The organism is Arthrobacter sp. OAP107 (genome assembly GCF_040546765.1).
Classification (GTDB): Bacteria; Actinomycetota; Actinomycetes; order Actinomycetales; family Micrococcaceae; genus Arthrobacter.
Map to the genome: position 1 here is coordinate 4,918,388 of NZ_JBEPOK010000001.1, position 17,383 is coordinate 4,935,770.

General features: G+C 67.4%; 14 protein-coding genes and 1 riboswitch. Of the genes, 5 read left to right on the top strand and 9 right to left on the bottom strand.

Annotated features, from left to right (window positions below; all coding sequences use genetic code 11):
* Window positions 1–822 (bottom strand): alpha/beta hydrolase, encoded by an 822-nt coding sequence (locus tag ABIE00_RS22575; protein WP_354262861.1) that lies wholly within the window; start codon window positions 820–822, stop codon window positions 1–3.
* A 204-nt stretch (window positions 823–1,026) separates the two neighbouring features.
* Between ABIE00_RS22575 and ABIE00_RS22580 the strand changes: the two genes are divergently transcribed.
* The 3 genes from ABIE00_RS22580 to ABIE00_RS22590 all read left to right on the top strand — a co-directional run bounded on the left by ABIE00_RS22580 (window position 1,027) and on the right by ABIE00_RS22590 (window position 4,705).
* Window positions 1,027–2,133, top strand: a complete 1,107-nt coding sequence (locus ABIE00_RS22580; RefSeq protein ID WP_331570600.1) for a GTP pyrophosphokinase — start codon at window positions 1,027–1,029, stop codon at window positions 2,131–2,133.
* Window positions 2,134–2,139: 6 nt separating this feature from the next.
* The gene (locus ABIE00_RS22585) at window positions 2,140–3,642 is read left to right on the top strand and encodes a SulP family inorganic anion transporter (RefSeq protein ID WP_354262862.1); all 1,503 of its coding nucleotides are present in this window, start codon (window positions 2,140–2,142) and stop codon (window positions 3,640–3,642) included.
* Between the two features lie 180 nt (window positions 3,643–3,822).
* Window positions 3,823–3,988: riboswitch (cyclic di-AMP (ydaO/yuaA leader) on the top strand.
* 3 nt (window positions 3,989–3,991) lie between these two features.
* Window positions 3,992–4,705, top strand: coding sequence for an NlpC/P60 family protein (locus ABIE00_RS22590; protein ID WP_354262863.1), 714 nt, complete (start codon window positions 3,992–3,994; stop codon window positions 4,703–4,705).
* Window positions 4,706–4,932: 227 nt separating this feature from the next.
* Here ABIE00_RS22590 and ABIE00_RS22595 read toward each other — a convergent pair whose 3' ends face one another.
* Window positions 4,933–6,072 (bottom strand): GGDEF domain-containing protein, encoded by a 1,140-nt coding sequence (locus ABIE00_RS22595; protein ID WP_354262864.1) that lies wholly within the window; start codon window positions 6,070–6,072, stop codon window positions 4,933–4,935.
* A gap of 154 nt (window positions 6,073–6,226) precedes the next feature.
* Here ABIE00_RS22595 and ABIE00_RS22600 point away from each other — a divergent pair, with 154 nt between their 5' ends.
* Window positions 6,227–7,282 (top strand): bile acid:sodium symporter family protein, encoded by a 1,056-nt coding sequence (locus ABIE00_RS22600; protein ID WP_354262865.1) that lies wholly within the window; start codon window positions 6,227–6,229, stop codon window positions 7,280–7,282.
* On the opposite strand, the gene ABIE00_RS22605 is transcribed toward ABIE00_RS22600, so the two are convergent.
* The 6 genes from ABIE00_RS22605 to ABIE00_RS22630 all read right to left on the bottom strand — a co-directional run bounded on the left by ABIE00_RS22605 (window position 7,279) and on the right by ABIE00_RS22630 (window position 14,095).
* On the bottom strand, window positions 7,279–8,628 hold the full coding sequence (locus tag ABIE00_RS22605) for an LLM class flavin-dependent oxidoreductase (RefSeq protein WP_354262866.1): 1,350 nt from the start codon (window positions 8,626–8,628) through the stop codon (window positions 7,279–7,281). The two genes, ABIE00_RS22600 and ABIE00_RS22605, sit on opposite strands and share 4 nt — an antisense overlap.
* A 29-nt stretch (window positions 8,629–8,657) precedes the next feature.
* Window positions 8,658–9,611, bottom strand: coding sequence for an ABC transporter permease (locus ABIE00_RS22610; protein WP_354262867.1), 954 nt, complete (start codon window positions 9,609–9,611; stop codon window positions 8,658–8,660).
* Window positions 9,611–10,519, bottom strand: a complete 909-nt coding sequence (locus ABIE00_RS22615) for an ABC transporter ATP-binding protein (protein WP_354262868.1) — start codon at window positions 10,517–10,519, stop codon at window positions 9,611–9,613. The genes ABIE00_RS22610 and ABIE00_RS22615 overlap by 1 nt, the downstream gene beginning before the upstream one ends.
* 367 nt (window positions 10,520–10,886) lie before the next feature.
* Window positions 10,887–11,519 (bottom strand): LacI family DNA-binding transcriptional regulator, encoded by a 633-nt coding sequence (locus tag ABIE00_RS22620; protein WP_354262869.1) that lies wholly within the window; start codon window positions 11,517–11,519, stop codon window positions 10,887–10,889.
* A gap of 22 nt (window positions 11,520–11,541) precedes the next feature.
* Window positions 11,542–12,363: a hypothetical protein gene (locus ABIE00_RS22625; RefSeq protein WP_354262870.1), complete on the bottom strand. Its 822-nt coding sequence runs from the start codon at window positions 12,361–12,363 to the stop codon at window positions 11,542–11,544.
* 1 nt (window position 12,364) lies between these two features.
* Entirely contained in the window at window positions 12,365–14,095 is a 1,731-nt protein-coding gene (locus ABIE00_RS22630) for a multicopper oxidase family protein (protein ID WP_354262871.1), read from the bottom strand.
* Window positions 14,096–14,469: 374 nt separating this feature from the next.
* Between ABIE00_RS22630 and ABIE00_RS22635 the strand changes: the two genes are divergently transcribed.
* A complete protein-coding gene (locus tag ABIE00_RS22635) occupies window positions 14,470–16,527 on the top strand; it encodes an Ig-like domain-containing protein (RefSeq protein ID WP_354262872.1) in 2,058 nt (685 codons plus the stop codon).
* A gap of 59 nt (window positions 16,528–16,586) precedes the next feature.
* On the opposite strand, the gene ABIE00_RS22640 is transcribed toward ABIE00_RS22635, so the two are convergent.
* Complete coding sequence (locus ABIE00_RS22640) at window positions 16,587–17,336, bottom strand: LysR substrate-binding domain-containing protein (protein ID WP_354262873.1); 750 nt, start codon at window positions 17,334–17,336, stop codon at window positions 16,587–16,589.
* Window positions 17,337–17,383: the final 47 nt, after the last annotated feature.

Genomic DNA, 17,383 nt, shown 5'->3' on the forward strand with positions numbered 1-17,383 from the left:
CTAGAGCTGCAGCAGCTCCTGCACCAGCTCGCGGCACTTCCGGTACGACGGGGTCTTCGGGTCGATCAGCGAGAAGTGGTCGCCTGGGACCTTGACCACCTGGACCGGCGCCCCCGCGGCGCGGGCAGCGGTGGCATAGGCCTCGGACTGGCTGACGGGCACGGTGTCGTCGTCGAGCCCGTGGACCGCGTAGACCGGGATGGTGAGCGGCACCGCGCTCATCGGGTCTGCGTACTTATGCCGCTTCGGGTACCTTTCGGCGGAGCCGCCCAGGAAGTTGCTGACGGCGCCGTTGCTGAGATCGGCCCACTCGGCCTGCGCGAGGTTGAGCAGACCGGACTGGCTGACCACTCCGGTCAGGTGGACGGCCTCACCGTTGAGGTTCCGGGCGACCTGCCGGTCGGCGTCGGCCGCGCCGAGTCCCGCAAGCCGGTCCCGGCCAGCCGCCCAGACGGCCAGGTGCCCGCCGGCAGAATGGCCCAGCGCCACCACCCGGTTCAGGTCGAGGTCATGCTCGCCGGCCACCTCGCGCAGCTTGTCGATCCCGGCAAGGATGTCTTCGAACGTCCGCGGCCAGCCGCCGCCATTGCCCGCCCGGCGGTATTCCAGGTTCCAGGCCACGATGCCATGCGCCGCGAGGTCCTTCGCCAGGGGTTCGCCCAGCTCGGCACCGTACTGCGAACGCCAGTAGCCGCCGTGGATCACCACTACGATGCCGCGCGGGGATGGCCGCCTGCCGTTGCGGGCGGCAGGTGTCTCCGGCAGGAAGAGCTCGCCCCACTGGCTGGGGTGGTCACCGTAGTGGTACTTCTGCCGCTTCACTGCATCCTCCTAGGATCCTTCGAACGGGGCGCCGGGCCCCTCCTTGCCGCCGCCCGCACACCCGGGGTCCGGGCCTGCAGGGCACGACGGCGCACAACAGCCATGTGCCGAGCCTACATGGACGCCGCTTCTCTGGGGCAGAAGGGGCTGCAGTGGCAGGGGTGTCACCGGTGCGCTGTCGCACCGCCTTGATAGTTTGGACCCATGGCAAGCAACTGGGATCGCCTGGACGTCACTCAGCGCGACTCCGTGCAGGAAAGCGTGGAACTCTACGAGCGCGTCCGGCCTGCCCTGAAACTTGTCACGCGGGAAGTCCTGCAGATCCTGCGGACCATGCTCAAGGACACCGAGGTCACGCCGCTGTTCGTCACCGGCCGGACCAAGTCGGTGGATTCCTTCCGGGAGAAGATCTCCCGGACCGAGGAGCCGCTGGAACCGGGCGGCCCGCGGCTCCTGAAGTTCCCGGACCCCTTCCGGACCCTGAACGACATGGTGGGCGTGCGCGTCATCACCAAGCTGCCGGCGGAGAACGCCCTGGTGGCCAATCTGATCAAGCGTCAGCGGCACCTCTTCGACTGCCGCGGGGACCGCGAAAAGGACATCGGCTCCATCGAATCCGGCACCTACGGCTACTCCAGCCGGCACCTGATCCTTCGCACCATCCAGAACGACGTGGTGAAGAACTACCAGCAGGTTTTCAACCCTGAGGTACCGCCCAACGGCAGCTACTTCTTTGAATGCCAGATCCGCACCGTCTTCGCCCACGCCTGGAGCGAGATCGAGCACGACATCCGGTTCAAGGCCGAGGACCCGCGGGCCTGGACGCCCCATTTCGACCGCCAGTTCACGGCCACCGCGGCAATGCTGGAGACCGTGGAGAGCGCCTTCGCGGACCTGCATGAGCGGTACGAGGAGGTCCGCAGCTACTGGGACGTGGACGGCGAGGGCGCGGCGCAGCTCACTCCCAACCGGATCCGCGACGTCTGGCGCACCCTGCTCCCGCACGTAGACCGTAAAGTAGATGATGACTGGGGATGGGCGGCTGAACTCCTGGCGGCCCACGGACTCAAGCAGACCGTGCAGCTTGCCGGCCTGCTCAGCGCCAACCGGATCACCGAGGTCCGCAGGGCCCTGGACCACCGCTACTCCCCCGGCCCGGACCGCCTCCTGGATGACCTCCTGCTGTGGCAGTACGGCACCAAACACATCGACCTCACCGCCGAGGCGCCCGACGCCGTTCCCCACCCGCGGCGCGACAGCCTCCTGCGGCGGCTGAAGCAGATCGAGCGCTACCGCCAGACCAAGAAATAGAGTTCCATGAAGCCCGAACAGCTCCAGTCCGTCCGGGCCACGCTCCGTTCCCCGCGGCGCCTCAAGACCGAGGCCCTCGCCGGACTGGTGGTGGCCCTTGCCCTCATTCCGGAAGCCATCGCGTTCTCCGTGATCGCCGGCGTGGATCCCCGGATCGGGCTGTTCGCCTCGTTCACCATGGCCGTCACCATCTCCTTCGTGGGCGGCCGGCCGGCGATGATCTCGGCCGCAACGGGCGCCGTCGCCCTGGTGATCGCGCCGCTGATGCGCAGCCATGGACTGGACCACCTGATCGCCGCGGTGATCCTCGCCGGGGTGTTCCAGATCCTGCTCGCCGTCCTGGGCGTCACCCGGCTCATGCGCTTCATCCCGCGTTCGGTGATGGTGGGCTTCGTGAACGCCCTGGCCATCCTCGTGTTCATGGCCCAGCTGCCGGAACTGCTCGGGGTTCCCTGGCCCGTGTATCCGCTGGTCGCCGCGGGCCTCCTGATCGTCGTCGGCTTCCGCCGGATTACGACGGCGGTGCCGTCGCCTTTGGTGGCCATCGTCCTCCTGACGGTCTTCGCCGTGGTGGCCGGCGTTGACGTTCCCACCGTCCAGGACAAGGGCCAGCTGCCGGAAAGCCTGCCGACGCTGTTTATCCCGAATGTGCCCCTGACGTGGGAAACCTTCCAGACCATCGCCCCGTTCTCGCTGTCCATGGCGCTGGTGGGCCTGTTGGAATCACTAATGACCTCCAAGCTCGTGGACGACATCACCGATACCCGCTCCAACAAGACCCGCGAATCCTGGGGCCAGGGCGTGGCCAACATCGTCACGGGGTTTCTGGGCGGCATGGGCGGCTGCGCGGTGATCGGGCAGACCATGATCAACGTCAAGGGTTCCGGCGCCCGGAGCCGGGTGTCGACGTTCCTCGCCGGGGCGTTCCTGCTGGTCCTGGTGGTTACCCTGGGCGACATCGTGGGCCTCATCCCCATGGCGGCACTGGTGGCTGTGATGATCTTCGTCTCGGCCATCACCTTCGACTGGCACTCCGTTGCACCGGCAACGCTGAGGCGGATGCCCAAATCGGAAACCGCAGTCATGCTCATCACGGTGGGCACGGTGGTGGTCACTCACAACCTGGCGATCGGCGTCGGCGTCGGGGTGCTGGCAGCGATGGCGATGTTCGCCCGCCGGGTGGCCCATTTCGCCACCGTGGAGCGGACGGAGGTGGAGCTCAACGGCCGGACGGTGGCCACCTACACGGTGGACGGCGAACTGTTCTTCGCCTCCTCCAACGACCTCTACACTCAGTTCGACTACGCCCGCGACGCCGAGCCGGACATCCACAGCGTGGTCATCGACCTGCACGCCTCCCACCTGTGGGATGCCTCCACCATCGCTGCGCTGGACTCCGTCACTGAGAAGTACCGGAGGCACGGCCGCGAGGTGGAACTGATCGGCCTTAACTCGGCCAGCATCCAAATGCGGGAACGGCTCGCCGGAAAGCTCAACGCCGCAGAGTGAGGTTCGCCACACTAATTACACCCTGAACCCATATCTGACGCGGGCGAACGCGACGTGAACGACACGGCCCCGTTACCTTAATGTGACATTGCCTGGAGCCTCCCGTACGGTGGAAAACGTGCCTTTTTCATCGAGGAGGCACTCCCGCGCTGATTGCCTAACTCTGCCGCAGCCCGAGGAACCAACCGCTGACCCATGTCCGGCAGAGACGGGGAAACCACTTTTTGGCCCGCTTGAAGCGGGCCTTGGGGTGAAGCCGCACAGCTCCTGACCACGCTCAGGACCGCGGCCGGGTGCCTCCCATCCGAATCCGACAGCTCACCTCGCAGGCATCGGGAGAGGCTTCTTCATGTCGTTCCGCTTTATTTCTGGCCGCCGTGCTGCGGCCATCCTTGCAGCATCCGGCCTGGCCTTCACCGGCAGCGTCGCGGCCAATGCCGCCAACGCTCCGGCCCAGCAGGCCCAGGCTCCCGCCGGCGTCTTCGCGACGGCAGGCCAGGTTCAGGCTCCGCTGAGCGCCGCCTCCAGCGTCAAGATCGACTTTGAGCGCCCTGCGGTCAAGTCCGCACCCGCTCCGGCGGTGGCAGCACCTGTCGTCGTCGCAAAGCCGGCAGTCAAGAAGGCCGCGGCACCTGCCGCTGTCGCGCCCGCACCGAAGGTCGCCGTCAAGGCTGCGGCTCCCGCGCCCAAGGTCGCCGTGAAGGCCGCGGCTCCCGCGCCGAAGGCGCCGGTCAAGGCTGCTGCAGGCGTCAACGCAGCCATGCTGGCCTCGGCCTACGCCCAGATCGGCATCACACAGGACTGCACCGCCATGGTGGAGAAGGCCCTCGGCGCCGCTGGCATCCACGTGGGTGACCTGGCCCCGATGCAGTTCCTGAGCTACGGCAAGGTGGTTTCCACCCCGCAGCCCGGCGACATGGTGGTCCAGTCCGGCCACGTGGCGATCTACGCCGGCGGCGGCAAGGTCATCAGCGGCGGCATGAACGGCATCAATGCCACCATGGCCCACCCGCTGTCCTGGCTCACTGCCACGGGCCCAGTTACGTTCGTGCGCGCGGCCTAGCAGCCGCGCGGCCCGGCAGACCTGAAAACCGCCGTGTTCCGCTGCCTTGGGGGCGGCGGAACACGGCCACCCCAAGGTGCTCCTACCTTTCTACAAGGACTGCGGAACACCATGGCTGTGCCTGATGAAAGACGGCAGTCTCCGGCTGCGAGTCAGGATCACCGGATCCGGATTGTCCCCCATGCATTCCGGATCCGGCGCCTGCTTTTAAGGCGGCAGAACCCGCCTCAACCCCTGACCGTGCGGTTCCGACCCTGCGATTTGGCTTCATACAGGGCGACGTCTGCGGCCGCGATCACCTCGTCGAGGTCGGCGGTTTTCGCATTGTAGGTGGAAATGCCGTAGCTGACGGTCGGCATCCGCAGCAACTCCGGAATATGTTGCGCTGCCAGCCTCCTGCTGATTTCGCCCGCGATGATTTCCGCGCTCTTGGGCCCGGCGCCTGGAAGCAGGAGGATGAACTCCTCACCGCCGTAGCGCCCCGCGACGTCCGTGGACCGCGCCGATGCGCTGCACGCCGCGGCAAACGCCTGCAGGGCCAGGTCCCCCGCCGCATGGCCGAAGGTGTCGTTGACCGACTTGAAGTGGTCGAGGTCGGCGAGGATCAGCGAGCCGCCGCTGTTGGCGGCCCTGCTGCGTTCCAGTTCTTCTGCGGCCGCCTCCAGGAAGGCGCCGCGGTTAAGCAGCCCCGTGAGCCCGTCCTGGGTGGCCACTGTCCGCAGCGCCCGGGTCTGCTGCTCGGTGCTCAACCCCGCCATGCTGAAGGAAACCACCACCAGGAGCACCATGGTGACCATGGTGGTCACCGCGGACCCGAAGTAAGCAGTGAAAACGGGACCGTTAGGCCCCTGGATCAGGAACACCACCAGGCGGCAGGAGTAGAAGAAGGCCACCCCGCCGGCCGCGATGGCCATGGGGATCCGCACCCGGGAGTAGCCGGGTTCAAGCCGCCACAGTTCGTGCGAAGCCAGCCCGATAAGCACGGCCATCGACGCCAGGAAAACAGCACCGCCGGCCCACGTGTTGGATCCCGGGCTGTCGACGCCGGCGGCGGCACCGACGATGACCGGCAGCGCAACGGACAGCCAGAGGTTGTACTTCAGGTTCCGGAGGGACCGCGCCCCGGCCCAGACACCTGCAGCGCCGGACACCAGCAGGAAGTTGCCCAGCGGATTGGCCCAGACCTGCTGCGGCGTGCCGTTGAGCAGGAATGCTGCCGAGCCGGAGAGGAACAGGAGCAGGGCGGCGCACCACCAGGCGCTGTAGGGCGAGCGGGTGCTGCGGAAGGTCGAAAAGTAGAACAGCAGCGCCAGGACCAGGGCCATCGCCGCGAAGGCAACCCGCAGTGTCGCCGTGTCTAGGATCATTCCGTCCCCTTGAATGCCGATCCAGTGCAATCCAGTATCGCACCGGGAACGATCAGGGTCCCGCCGTGCCACGAAGAATTTTGCGGGTACGACACATTTGTCTGACATCAGTCATGAATTGGCCGCTACGGCGCTCCGGTGCCAGCATTATTGAATGCTTGAGGCAACAAAAGGCCCTGTATCCGCTCCCTCGGCCACGGAGCACGACGCGGAACCCCTGAACCCGGCCCTCGCCGCGGAAGCCAGGATTGCGCGCGTCGCGGTGACCGTCTTCCCCCTTCTGGTCCTCGCAGCCGGCTTCGCCGGGTTCCTGCTTCCCGGTGCCTTCAAACCCCTCGGCCCGGCGGTCCCGTACCTGCTGGGAATCATCATGTTCTGCATGGGCCTGACGCTGACGCCGCCGGACTTCACGGCCGTTGCCCGCAGGCCCTGGGCCGTGGTGCTGGGCATCGTGGCCCACTACGTGATCATGCCCGGTGCGGGCTGGATGATCGCCACCCTTCTCCACCTGGAGCCCGCACTCGCCGTCGGCCTCATCCTCGTCGGCTGCGCGCCCTCCGGCACGGCCTCCAACGTGATGGCATTCCTGGCCAAGGGCGATGTGGCCCTGTCCGTGGCGGTGGCCAGCGTTTCCACGCTGATCGCCCCGGTGGTCACGCCCGTCCTGGTGCTGTTCCTGGCCGGTTCCTTCCTGACCATCGACGCGGGGGGCATGGTGCTGGACATCGTCAAGACCGTGCTGCTGCCGGTGGTCGCTGGCCTCCTGGCCCGGCTGTTCCTCAAGAACCTCGTCGCCAAGGCGCTGCCGGCACTCCCCTGGGCGTCCGCCGTCGTTATTTCCCTCATCGTGGCGGTGGTGGTGGCGGGAAGTGCCAGCAAGATCCTGGCTGCCGGCGGCATTGTGTTCCTTGCCGTGGTGCTGCACAACGGCTTCGGGCTGGGCCTTGGCTACCTGGCCGGCAAGGTGGGCCGCCTGGACGCCAAGGCACGCAGGGCACTCGCGTTCGAGGTGGGCATGCAGAACTCCGGCCTGGCGGCGACGCTGGCCACCGCCCACTTCACCCCGCTGGCGGCCCTGCCGTCCGCCGTGTTCTCGCTCTGGCACAACATCTCCGGTGCCATCGTCGCTGCCTGGCTGGCCCGCAAGCCCCTGCCCGGGCAGCCCGACGTGCCGGGCAAGCCCGAAGTGCCCGCGCAGCCGGGAGCCTAAACCGGTACGGCTTCCTCCGAGCCGGCCAGGGCAAAGGCGCTGGCGGGCCGCGGCAGTCCGTAGTGCTCACGCAGCGTGTTCCCTGTGTACTGCCGGCGGAACAGCCCGCGGGATCGCAGAATCGGAATGACGTGGTCCACGAAGGCGTCCAGACCCGAGGGCAGTACGGGCGGCATGATGTTGAAGCCGTCGGCCGCGCCTTTTTCGAACCATTCCTGGATGGCGTCCGCCACCTGCTCGGGGGTGCCGGAGAAGGTGCGGTGCCCTCGGCCGCCGCCCAGCCTGCCGATTAGCTGCCGCACGGTGAGCCGTTCGCGCCGGGCGAGTTCCACAATCAGCGTGTACCGGCTCTTGGCCCCCTCGATCGCGTCCTCCGAGGGAAGGTCCTCGGGCAGCTGCGCATCCAGCGGAAGGGATTCCGGCGAGACCCGCAGGACGCCGGCCAGCTGCTTCCGCGCGTGCTCGGGGTGGATGAGCTCATCGAGCTGCTTTTCCAGCCGCCGCGCCTCGTGCTCGGTGGAGCCGATCACCGGGACAATCCCGGGCAGGATCTTGAGGTGGTCCGGGTTCCGGCCCACGGCTGCCGTCTTCCTTTTCAGGTCTGCGTAGAAGTGCTGCGCCTCGGCGAGGGTCTGCTGCGCGGTGAACACCGCCTCGGCGTAGCGGGCGGCGAAGTCCTTGCCGTCCTCGGAGGAGCCTGCCTGGACGATGACGGGATGGCCCTGCGGTGAACGCGGCACGTCCAGGGGACCCTGGATCCGGAAGTAGCGGCCGGTGTGGTTGATGGCGTGGACGCGTGAGCTGTCCGCCCAGACCCCGGCTGCCTTGTCCCCGACCGCGGCGTCGTCTTCCCAGCTGTCCCAGAGCTTCCTGGCGGCGTCGAGGAACTCGGCGGCGCGCTCATAGCGGCGCCAGTGCGCGGGCTGGTCCTCCAGGGAGAAGTTCCGCGCGGCCGCCTCCCCCGCCGTCGTCACCACGTTCCACCCGGCCCGGCCGCCGCTGATGTGGTCCAGCGAGGCGAACCTGCGGGCCAGGTTGTAGGGGTCGTTGTAGGTGGTGGAGGCCGTGGCGATCAGCCCGATCCGCTTGGTCACGGCGGCGATGGCGCTGAGCAGGACCGTCGGCTCGAGCGTCCCGTAGGGGCGCTGGCGCACGTCGCCGTGCAGCACGGGCGAGTCGGCGAAGAAGATGGAGTCGAAGGTGCCGCGTTCGGCGGTGCGGGCAAGCTGCTGGAAGTGTGCCACCTGCGTTCCCGCGAAGCTGTCGCTTTCGGGAAGCCGCCAGGACGCCTCGTGGTGTCCGGTGCTCATGAGGAAGGCGTTCAGGTGAAGCTGTCGTTCAGGCATGGTCTGGTTCCTTGGGTAGGGAGGGCGGGTCAGGCGGTCCGGGATCCGACGGCGGTCCGCCAGCGGGAGAAATGGCGTTCGACGCCGACCAGCAGGTAGTTGACCAGCAGGCCGAGCAGGGACACCGTGAGGATGCCCGCGTACATGTCGGGGATGAGGAAGCTCATCTGGGAATTGACGATCAGGTAGCCCAGTCCGGCCTTGGCGCCGACCATCTCTGCGGCGATGAGGACCAGGATGGAGGACGTGCCGGCCATCCGGATGCCGGTGAAGATGGTGGGTACGGCGGAGGGCAGGATCACCTTCTGGAACAGCTGGAAGTTGGACAGCCCGAGTGAGCGGGCTGCACGGATCAGCAGCGGGTCAACGGTCCGGACGCCGGCGATGGTGTTCAGCAGTACCGGGAAGAATGCGGCGTAGGCCACGATGCTGATCTTGGAGGTCTCCCCGATGCCCAGCAGCAGCGTGAACACCGGGAGCAGGGCCAGTGCGGCCGTGTTCCGGAAGACCTCCAGCAGCGGGTTGAGGAAGCGGTCAAGGGCGCCGTACCAGGCCACGAGAAGTCCGAGGGCCACGGCGGTGACGACGGCGATGCCGAAGCCGCTCCCGGAGCGGCTCAGGCTGGCGGCGAGGTGGTTCTGCAGCTGGCCGTTGGCAATGAGTGTGCCCAGCGCCTCGAGCACCACGTGCAGGGGCGGAAGGAAAACCCTCGTCGATGCCGGCGCGAGGTAGGTGGGTCCGAGTTCCCAGAGCAGGAGGAACAGGATGATGGCACCGGAACCCCAGACGGCTTTGCCGCCCTGCAGGGCGTACAGGCGCAGCCTGTACGCCGGTGTCTTGCCGGGCCCGGGACGCAGCGCCGGATTGCGCTGGGCCGTTGTCTTGTGCTGGGCCGTTGTCTTGTGCTGGGCCGTCGCTTCCCCGGCGGCGGCCGCGGGACCGGTGCGGGTTTCCGTTTCGGTGGTCAGTGTTGGCGTGCTCATCAGGCTGCCTTTCCGGTGGTGATGGTCCTGGTTTCGTCCGGCGCCGTTCCGTCGGGCTGGATCTTTGCGTGCCCGGCTGCCTGGGCACGGCGTACCTCGTCATGCAGCAGCGACCAGACCTTGTGCCGGTGTTCCACGAAGGCCGGGTTGGAGCGGACGTCCTCGTCACCGGAACGGTCCCCGAGGTCGATGTCCACGATTTCCTTCAGCCGTCCCGGCCGGGAGCTGAGCACGGCCACGCGCTGGCCGAGATAGACCGCCTCGTCGATGCCGTGGGTGATGAAGATCATGGTCTTGCCTGTGGTGGCCCAGATCCGGAGCAGTTCGGTCTGGAGCTGTTCGCGCGTCTGCGCGTCCAGCGCCGCAAAGGGTTCATCCATCAGCAGAATGTCCGGCTCGTAGGCCAGGCTGCGGGCGATGGCCACGCGCTGCTTCATGCCGCCGGACAGCTCGTGCGGGTAGCGGTCTTCAAATCCGCCGAGGCCCACAAGCCCGAGGTATTCCCGCGCCTTCTCAGCCCGTTCCTTGCGGGTGTAGCGCTTCCCGTCGCTGCCTGCGCCTTCCAGCCCGAAGGACACGTTGGCGGCGGCCGTGCGCCAGGGGAACAGCGCATACTGCTGGAAGACGACGGCGCGGTCCCGGCCCGGGCCGGACACTTCCCGGCCGTCCACCAGGACCTGGCCGGTGTCCGGCTTGGTGAGGCCGGCCAGGAGGTCCAGGAGGGTGGTCTTGCCGGAGCCGCTGGGGCCCACCAGGGTGATGAATTCGCCTGCGGAGACGTCAAGGGAGATGCCGTCCAGGGCGGTCAGGACCGCCCCTTCCGGATTGTCCTTGCTGGGCCGCACCGTGAACTTCTTGGTGATGTTTTGAAGGCTGATTTTCGGTATCGGCCCGGTTCCGGAGGTCATGTGTGCTTCCCTTCAGCAGGTCGTTCAAGGCGTTTGGTGTCCACCATGAGAGCAGAGATGGACCACCGCCTGAAGGGCACGGTCACGAGGGGAAACGGGGCGTAACCTGCCGGCCGGGGCCGGGGCTGGCGGTCGAGGGACGCGCGGGGACTTCAAAGTAAAAAGAGCGTAATGGCGCGCGTCTTACGGGGACACCGGATGACGCATGGCGACAGAAACGGGCCGCGGCGGCAGCTGATGTTGCAGCCGGCTACGGAACATGACGCGCAGCCACCGCCCGCGCCCTGCGCCGGGGGCGGACAGGCCGAAGGTCCGATTGTTACGCGGCTGCCGGTTCCTGGAAGGCTGGTTCCTAAAAGACGGGTTCCTAAAAAACGGGGATCTGCTCGGCGAATGCGCCGGCTGCGGACAGAATCTCGTTCAGCATCTGGAGCGCGCCGCCGCCGAACAGGGCATGTCCGCTGAGGCGCTTCCAGGAAGGGATTTCTGCGGCTCTCGCCGCGAAAGCCGCAATCCGGTCCATGAGCAGGGCAACGGCCTGTTCGGCCTGCACCGATTCGGAGATGACCACCTGTGCGATGCCGCGCCTGGCCAGTTCGGCAATGGCGTGGTCCTCTTCCTCAGTGGTGGGCAGGACGCCCACGATCACGCCGTCTGCACCGCCGGCCAGCATGAACTGCCGCCACGACTGGCCGAGCAGGATGACCGGCTGGTAGCCGTGCTGCGGAAGGATCGCGGCGGCGGCCGTGGCGAGCGCGCGGTCCGGCGGCCATTCCAGGTCGTCAATAGCGATAGCCACCAGGTCCGTCCGGCCGCGGCGCATTCCCCGCGCCGCCTGGTTGGGCACATAGCCAAGATCGTCGACGGCGGCCATCACGCGCTCCTGCGTGGACGGGCTGATTCGGGTGGTTCCTCCGGTCCTGCCGGACAGCACGTACGACACCGTCGTCAGTGAGACCCCGGCCCGTTCGGCAACGTCCCGGATGGTGGGGCTGGACATGCTCCTCACTGTTTTCTCCTAATCACTCGGCGTGCGGATGGATTGCCTGGTCTTCGAGCTGCTCCGCGTCCCATGGCGGTTCGGCGGCCATGTTGACACCGGTTCCGGACGTGGACCTGGGCGCGACGGCAACCTGGGCGGCAGGAACGTGTGCCTGCCGGCTGATGCCCTCGCGGACACTCTCCACGGTTTCGTCACCGAGCAGCGGACCCGTGTAGCTGATGCTGAGCTGCCCGCCCTGTGCCACGGTGCTGTAGTTCCCGAGCGCGTCGGAGACGATGCCTTCCCTGTCCACCGCAGCCGACACCGCGCCGGGGTCCGCCGTGGCAACACTGAAGCGCAGGTCATGCACCAGGACCGGCAGGACATAGAAATTCTTCACGCCCAATTTCGAAGTGTCCTCCTCGGTGACGGCCCGCACAATGGTGCGTCCGTCGTCGGGCGTGGCCGTTGACGGAAGGGCCACGGTGACCTCGGGGACCATCTGCTGAAGCACAGCGGGTTCGAGCACGTCAGGCGAGATGGCGGAAAGGACCGTGCCCCGTGCCGCGGCGGCCGCGTCCAGCCGCTTGCGGATCCCGGCAACGTCGGCCTCCAGACCGGCGTGGACGGCGATGACCACCCTGCGCCGGACCATCAGGCCGTCGTAGCTGACGGTGGGCCGCCCGTTGCCCAGGTCCTGGCCCTCTTCCGCCTGCGCGAGGACCCGGTCCGCGGCAGCGGCGCTGCTTGCCGGTGCGCTGGGCGCCGGGTTCGCGGCGGGGCTGGCCTGGACACCGCCGGTGCAGCCGGCCAGGGAGAAGGCCAGCAGCACCGCCGGTGCGATCAGGAGCGTCCGCTTCATGTCAGGTCCCCGCCGGGTAGGCCAGCTTGTACTTGGACGCGTAGTACCCCTCGGGCCGGGTTTCCACCACGGGCTTGTCGGCGTTGATGGGATCGTTGTTCCGCAGGTCGCCCACGGAGAACTGGACCATCATGTCGTGGTCCTCGTGCACGAGGTTGTGGCAGTGCACCATGTACCGTCCGCCGACGTGCTTGCCGGTATCGAACTGCATGAGGACCGTGACGGACTCGTTTTCGCCCGCATAGAAGACGTCCTTTGGTCCGCCTTCCCAGGCGAAGGGCTTGCCGCCGTTGGTGTTGCGGGCAGTGATCTTGCCGTCGATCAGGTGGATGTGGACCGGGTGGAACCAGCCGCCGGACTCATTGACGATGGTCCATTGCTCCACCTGGTTGCGCTGCGGGTTGGCGAAGCACCGGGTGAAGTTGGATTTCTCCACGTCATCCCAGGTCTCACCGTTGATGGTCCAGTCACCGCCCTGCCGCTGGACCCGGAGGATCCTCTTCGCCACGGCCATGTCAGGGGTCAGCTTCATGGTGTCCAGCCCGCCGGTGGCGCGGCTTGGGTGCGGGCCGGGGTCCAGCATGGTGGGGATGGCGCTGATGCTGCGTGATCCGGGCTGGGCGGGGGAATCGGCCACCACCTGGAACTTCATGACCTTGCCGGTGTTGGCGAAATTCACGTTGTTCTTGTTGCTCAGGTTCAGCAGCTCCACGGACTGGCCTGGCTTGTACTTCCGAAAGTCGATCAGCACCTCGTAGCGCTCGGCCGTGCCCTGCCGCCAGGAGGACACTGCCTGCACCTTCGGGGTCATCCCGGCGTCAGTGCCCACCACATGGAACGGGTCACCATTGGACAGGGCGAAGCGGTAGGAGCGGGTGATCGAGCCTACGAGGAACCGGAACCGGTAGATGCGCGGCTTGACCTTCATGGTGGGCCACGGCACCCCGTTGACCATGATGATGTCGCCCCACAGGCCGGCGTGGCCGTTGTCGTTGTAGCCGAGGGACCCGTCGGCGTTCAGCATCACGTCCGAGACCAGGATGGGCACGTCGAACTCACCCTGGGGCAGCTGCGCCCGTTCGGCGGCGTTGGTGATCGAGTAGATGGAGGCGAGACCCGAGTACACGCCCTGCGCCGTCAGCATGTGGTTGTGGTCGTGGTACCAGAGCGTGCGCGCGGCCTGCCAGTTCGGATAGTGGTAGTTCTTCACCCTGCCGGGTGCGGTGCGGTCGTTGGCGTATCCGTCGTACTGGGGCAGCGACGCCGAGCCGTGCAGGTGCGTGACGGTGTTGAATGTGTTCGGGTACAACAGGCCGGTCGCAGGCAGGCGGTTGCTGATCCTCAGCTCGCTCCGGGTGCCCTGCTGCACGCGGACGGTGGGGCCAGGGAAGACACCGTTGTACCCAGCCAGTGTGGTGCTGAGGCCCCGCGCGATCTGGGCCCTGCCCAGTTTTTGGTTCAGGGCATACTTTGCAAACGGCGTGCCGTCGCGGTCCCGGCCGGTGGCATAAGGAAGCAATTCCGGCGGACGCCGGAAGACGGTGGTGAACGGAACCGGCATGTTCGCCGGAGCAAGCCTGCTTGGCGTCGTGATGGGCGCCGTCTCGGCGTCGTCTGCGCCACCCTTGCGGCCCGGGACACCGGCGAGCGCCGGGCCTGCGTTCGATGCTGTGACGGCGACTGCGCCGCCTAACAGGCTTAGTTTCAACACGTCCCTCCGTGTTGTTGCCATGACGTCCTCCCAGCTGGTTGTGATGGCCTCAGCGGCGGCATGGGCGCCGGCCAAAAGTAGAAACACGGCCATGGTGCGCCGTGCGACTCCAGAAAACCTTGGGAAGGGGGGCCCACGGGCGCCCGGCCCACCTGAATAGGTGGGAGGGGCCTGCCGTCCTGAACGCGGGCGGCCGGGGCGGCGGGGCGGCAGGACTTCGCGGTGGCTCCGCCGCCGTGGTGGTTCCCCCCACAAGGGGGAATGGGGACTCTTTCGCGGGTGGAACCGCCGGGCGTTTATCCAAGCTCTTCATTTGATGCTTGCCGTGGTTGGGGCAATCACCTGACCTGGCCTGGGAGGTTCTGGGGGCCATCTTGACCACCGAAGGAGTCATCATGTTTGCGAAATTCCACCGCACACGGACCAGGGGCGGAGTGGCAGCGGTTGCCGCCGGCGCCCTGCTGACCGCTGCCTTGTCGCCGCTGGCTGCCGTGCCGGCCAGCGCCGCCGCCGCAGGCGTGGGTCCCGTGGATCCGTCCAACGGCTTTCCCACCTGGTTTTCTGACGGCACGGTGAAACTGCAGCTCTGCTACATGGCCGGCGCCGGGTGCCTGTCCGAACCGCCGGACCCCGCAGCGCCTGCGTCATATCCGGACAACTTCCCCGAGGAGGCGTTCTGGTTCAACGCGTCGGCCACCGGCGGCAACCTGCGGCTTTACGAGGCAGGCCTCGAAGGTGCCCACACCAACGGCGTGGTGGAGCCGGGCCAGCAGATGGGGTTCGCGCGGCTTCGCTTCCTCGTGGACAACCTCGTCCCAAACGCTTCATACACCATCACCCACCCATACGGCGTGAACGTTCTGACTGCCGCGCCTGACCCCAAGAACGCCTCCCTGGGCAGGATCAAGACCACCATCGACTCCGGCGTCTGCGCGCCCAGCCCCACGGCACCCTGCGATTGGGCCGGAGTCGGCGCAGCCTTCCTAGGTGATTACAAGGCCGGCAGCACCGCCACCTTCCTCCGGCAGGTCGGCGCCGCGCCCGGTACGTTGGGCGATATCAACACAGCACGGGCTGTCACCGGCGCACCCTCGGGAACGAACGCCGTCGTAATTACTGGCCCCAACGCCGGCGGTCCGGGAATCAACACACTCACCGTCAGCACCTTTACCGTGCAGGGACTGGTCGCGGAGGGGTCCGACGGCGCACCCTCCACGCCGGATCTGGCGGCAGCCAGTGACAGCGGACGTTCCGCCACAGACAACATCACGAACGTCACGGCACCCACCATTACCGGTACCCTGCCGGCAGGAAGCACCGGGGCCGTGCAGCTGATCGTGGACGGCGCGGCGACCCCCGTGGCCACCACCCTGGCCGGCGGAAACTACTCGGCCCGGCTCGCACCACTCGGCCAGGGAGTCCACAAAATACAGTCCCGGACCGCCAACCCGGCCTACGTCACGGACCCGCTGACGGGAGTTGTGCCGGCCGGCGTTCCGCAGTTCCTGACGTCCCCGACGCTGACGTTTACCGTGGACAGTGCTGCGCCGGTGGCTTCAGTCATTGCACCGTTCCCGTCAACGCCCACGCTGGACAACACGCCCACGCTGAACTTCAGCAGCGAAGCCGGCGCCCGGTTTGAATGCCAGCTGCTGCCGAGCAACACCGATTGGGACCCCACCTGCGCGGCACCCAAAACCTGGGATGCGCAGGCCAACGGAACCTACCTGTTCAACGTCCGGGCAACGGACGCCGCCGGCAACGTCAGCGCGGTAGCCAGCCGGACGGTTCAGATTGGGCCGGCGGACACGGTCGCTCCGACTGTCACCGGCCGGACACCCGCCTCGGCCGCCACCGGTGTGGGTACCGGAACCAACGTCACAGCCACTTTCAGTGAGTTCGTCCAGGGTGTCTCCGGCAGCACGTTCACGCTGAAGAACGCCGCCGGTGCAACCATCCCTGCGACAGTGACCTACGACCAGGCCACCCGGCGGGCGACGCTCGATCCCACGGCCCTGCTCACCCCGAGCACTGCCTACACCGCCACCCTGACCGGCGGCACGGCCACCATCCGTGACCTGGCCAACCGGCCGCTGGCTTCAAGCAGCTGGCGGTTCACCACAAGCGCCGCACCCACCGTGGCCTCCCGGGCTCCGGGAATCAACTCCACCGGCGCCCTGCGGACCGCCAACATCACGGCAACGTTCAGCAAGCCGGTCAATGGCGTCAGCACGGCCACCTTCACGCTGAAGAACGCCGCCACCGGCGCAGCGGTGGCAGCCACCGTCACCCGCAACGGGACCACCAACCAGTGGATCCTCAACCCGGCAGCCACCCTTGCTGCCAGCACCAGGTACACCGCCACCATTACGGGCGGCCCCGCGGCAGTACGGGACGTGGCCGGCACTCCCCTGGCCAGCACAGCCTGGAGCTTCACCACCGGCACCCGCTGAGCGCTGAACTGAAACAACTGAAAAACCGGTGGCGCCGCCCGCACAAGCTGCGGACGGCGCTACCGTTTGCCCTTCTTCCGTGAGCCGCGGCCCCGGCCCTTGTCCGGGTTGGGTGCGTAGCGCTGGGCGACCTTCGGCTTCTTGCCGCCTGCACCGGCACCGCTGCCGCGGAGGTCCGGCTTGGGAGCCTTCTTCGGCGCCTCCTGCCGGGCGGACGGCTGCCGTGAGCTCTGCGCCGTGCGGCCGCGGACAATGCCGATGAACTCTTCAATGACCTCGTCCGTGGCGTCGCTGGGCCAGGCGAGCGCGATCTGTGTGCCCGGCGCACCCGTGAGGCGGCGGGCCACGGTGTCCTTGACGTTGAAATGCCGGGCAACGGACATGGGAAGTATGAGCAGGCCGGCACCTGTCGCCACCACCTGCAGGGCCGTTTCCGGCCCTCCCAGTTCATCGGCGTCGAGGAAGGTTTCCTCCGCCAGGTCCTCGAGTGCGACGTCCTCGAACACGGTGATTTCGTGGCCCTTGGGCGCCACCACCACGGGCTGTTCCTCGTAGAGCGGAATGACGTTCAGGCCTTCGCGCTCTACCGGCAGTCGGACAAAGCTAAGGTCCGCCGAACCGTCGGTCAGCACGGAAAGCTGTGTCCCGGCGTCGGACATGAACGACCGCAGGGGAACGTGCGGCATCCGTTCCTCCCAGCGCCGGATCCACTTCCCCGGCGTCACACCGGCGACGTAGGCGAAACGGAGCTCGCGGGGCGGGGACTCCGGGAGGGCGGGGTCCAGGGTGGGTTCATCTTCAGCGGGCACATCATCACAGTACTGCCAGCGGCACGCACGGCGTGGCGCGCGTTGGC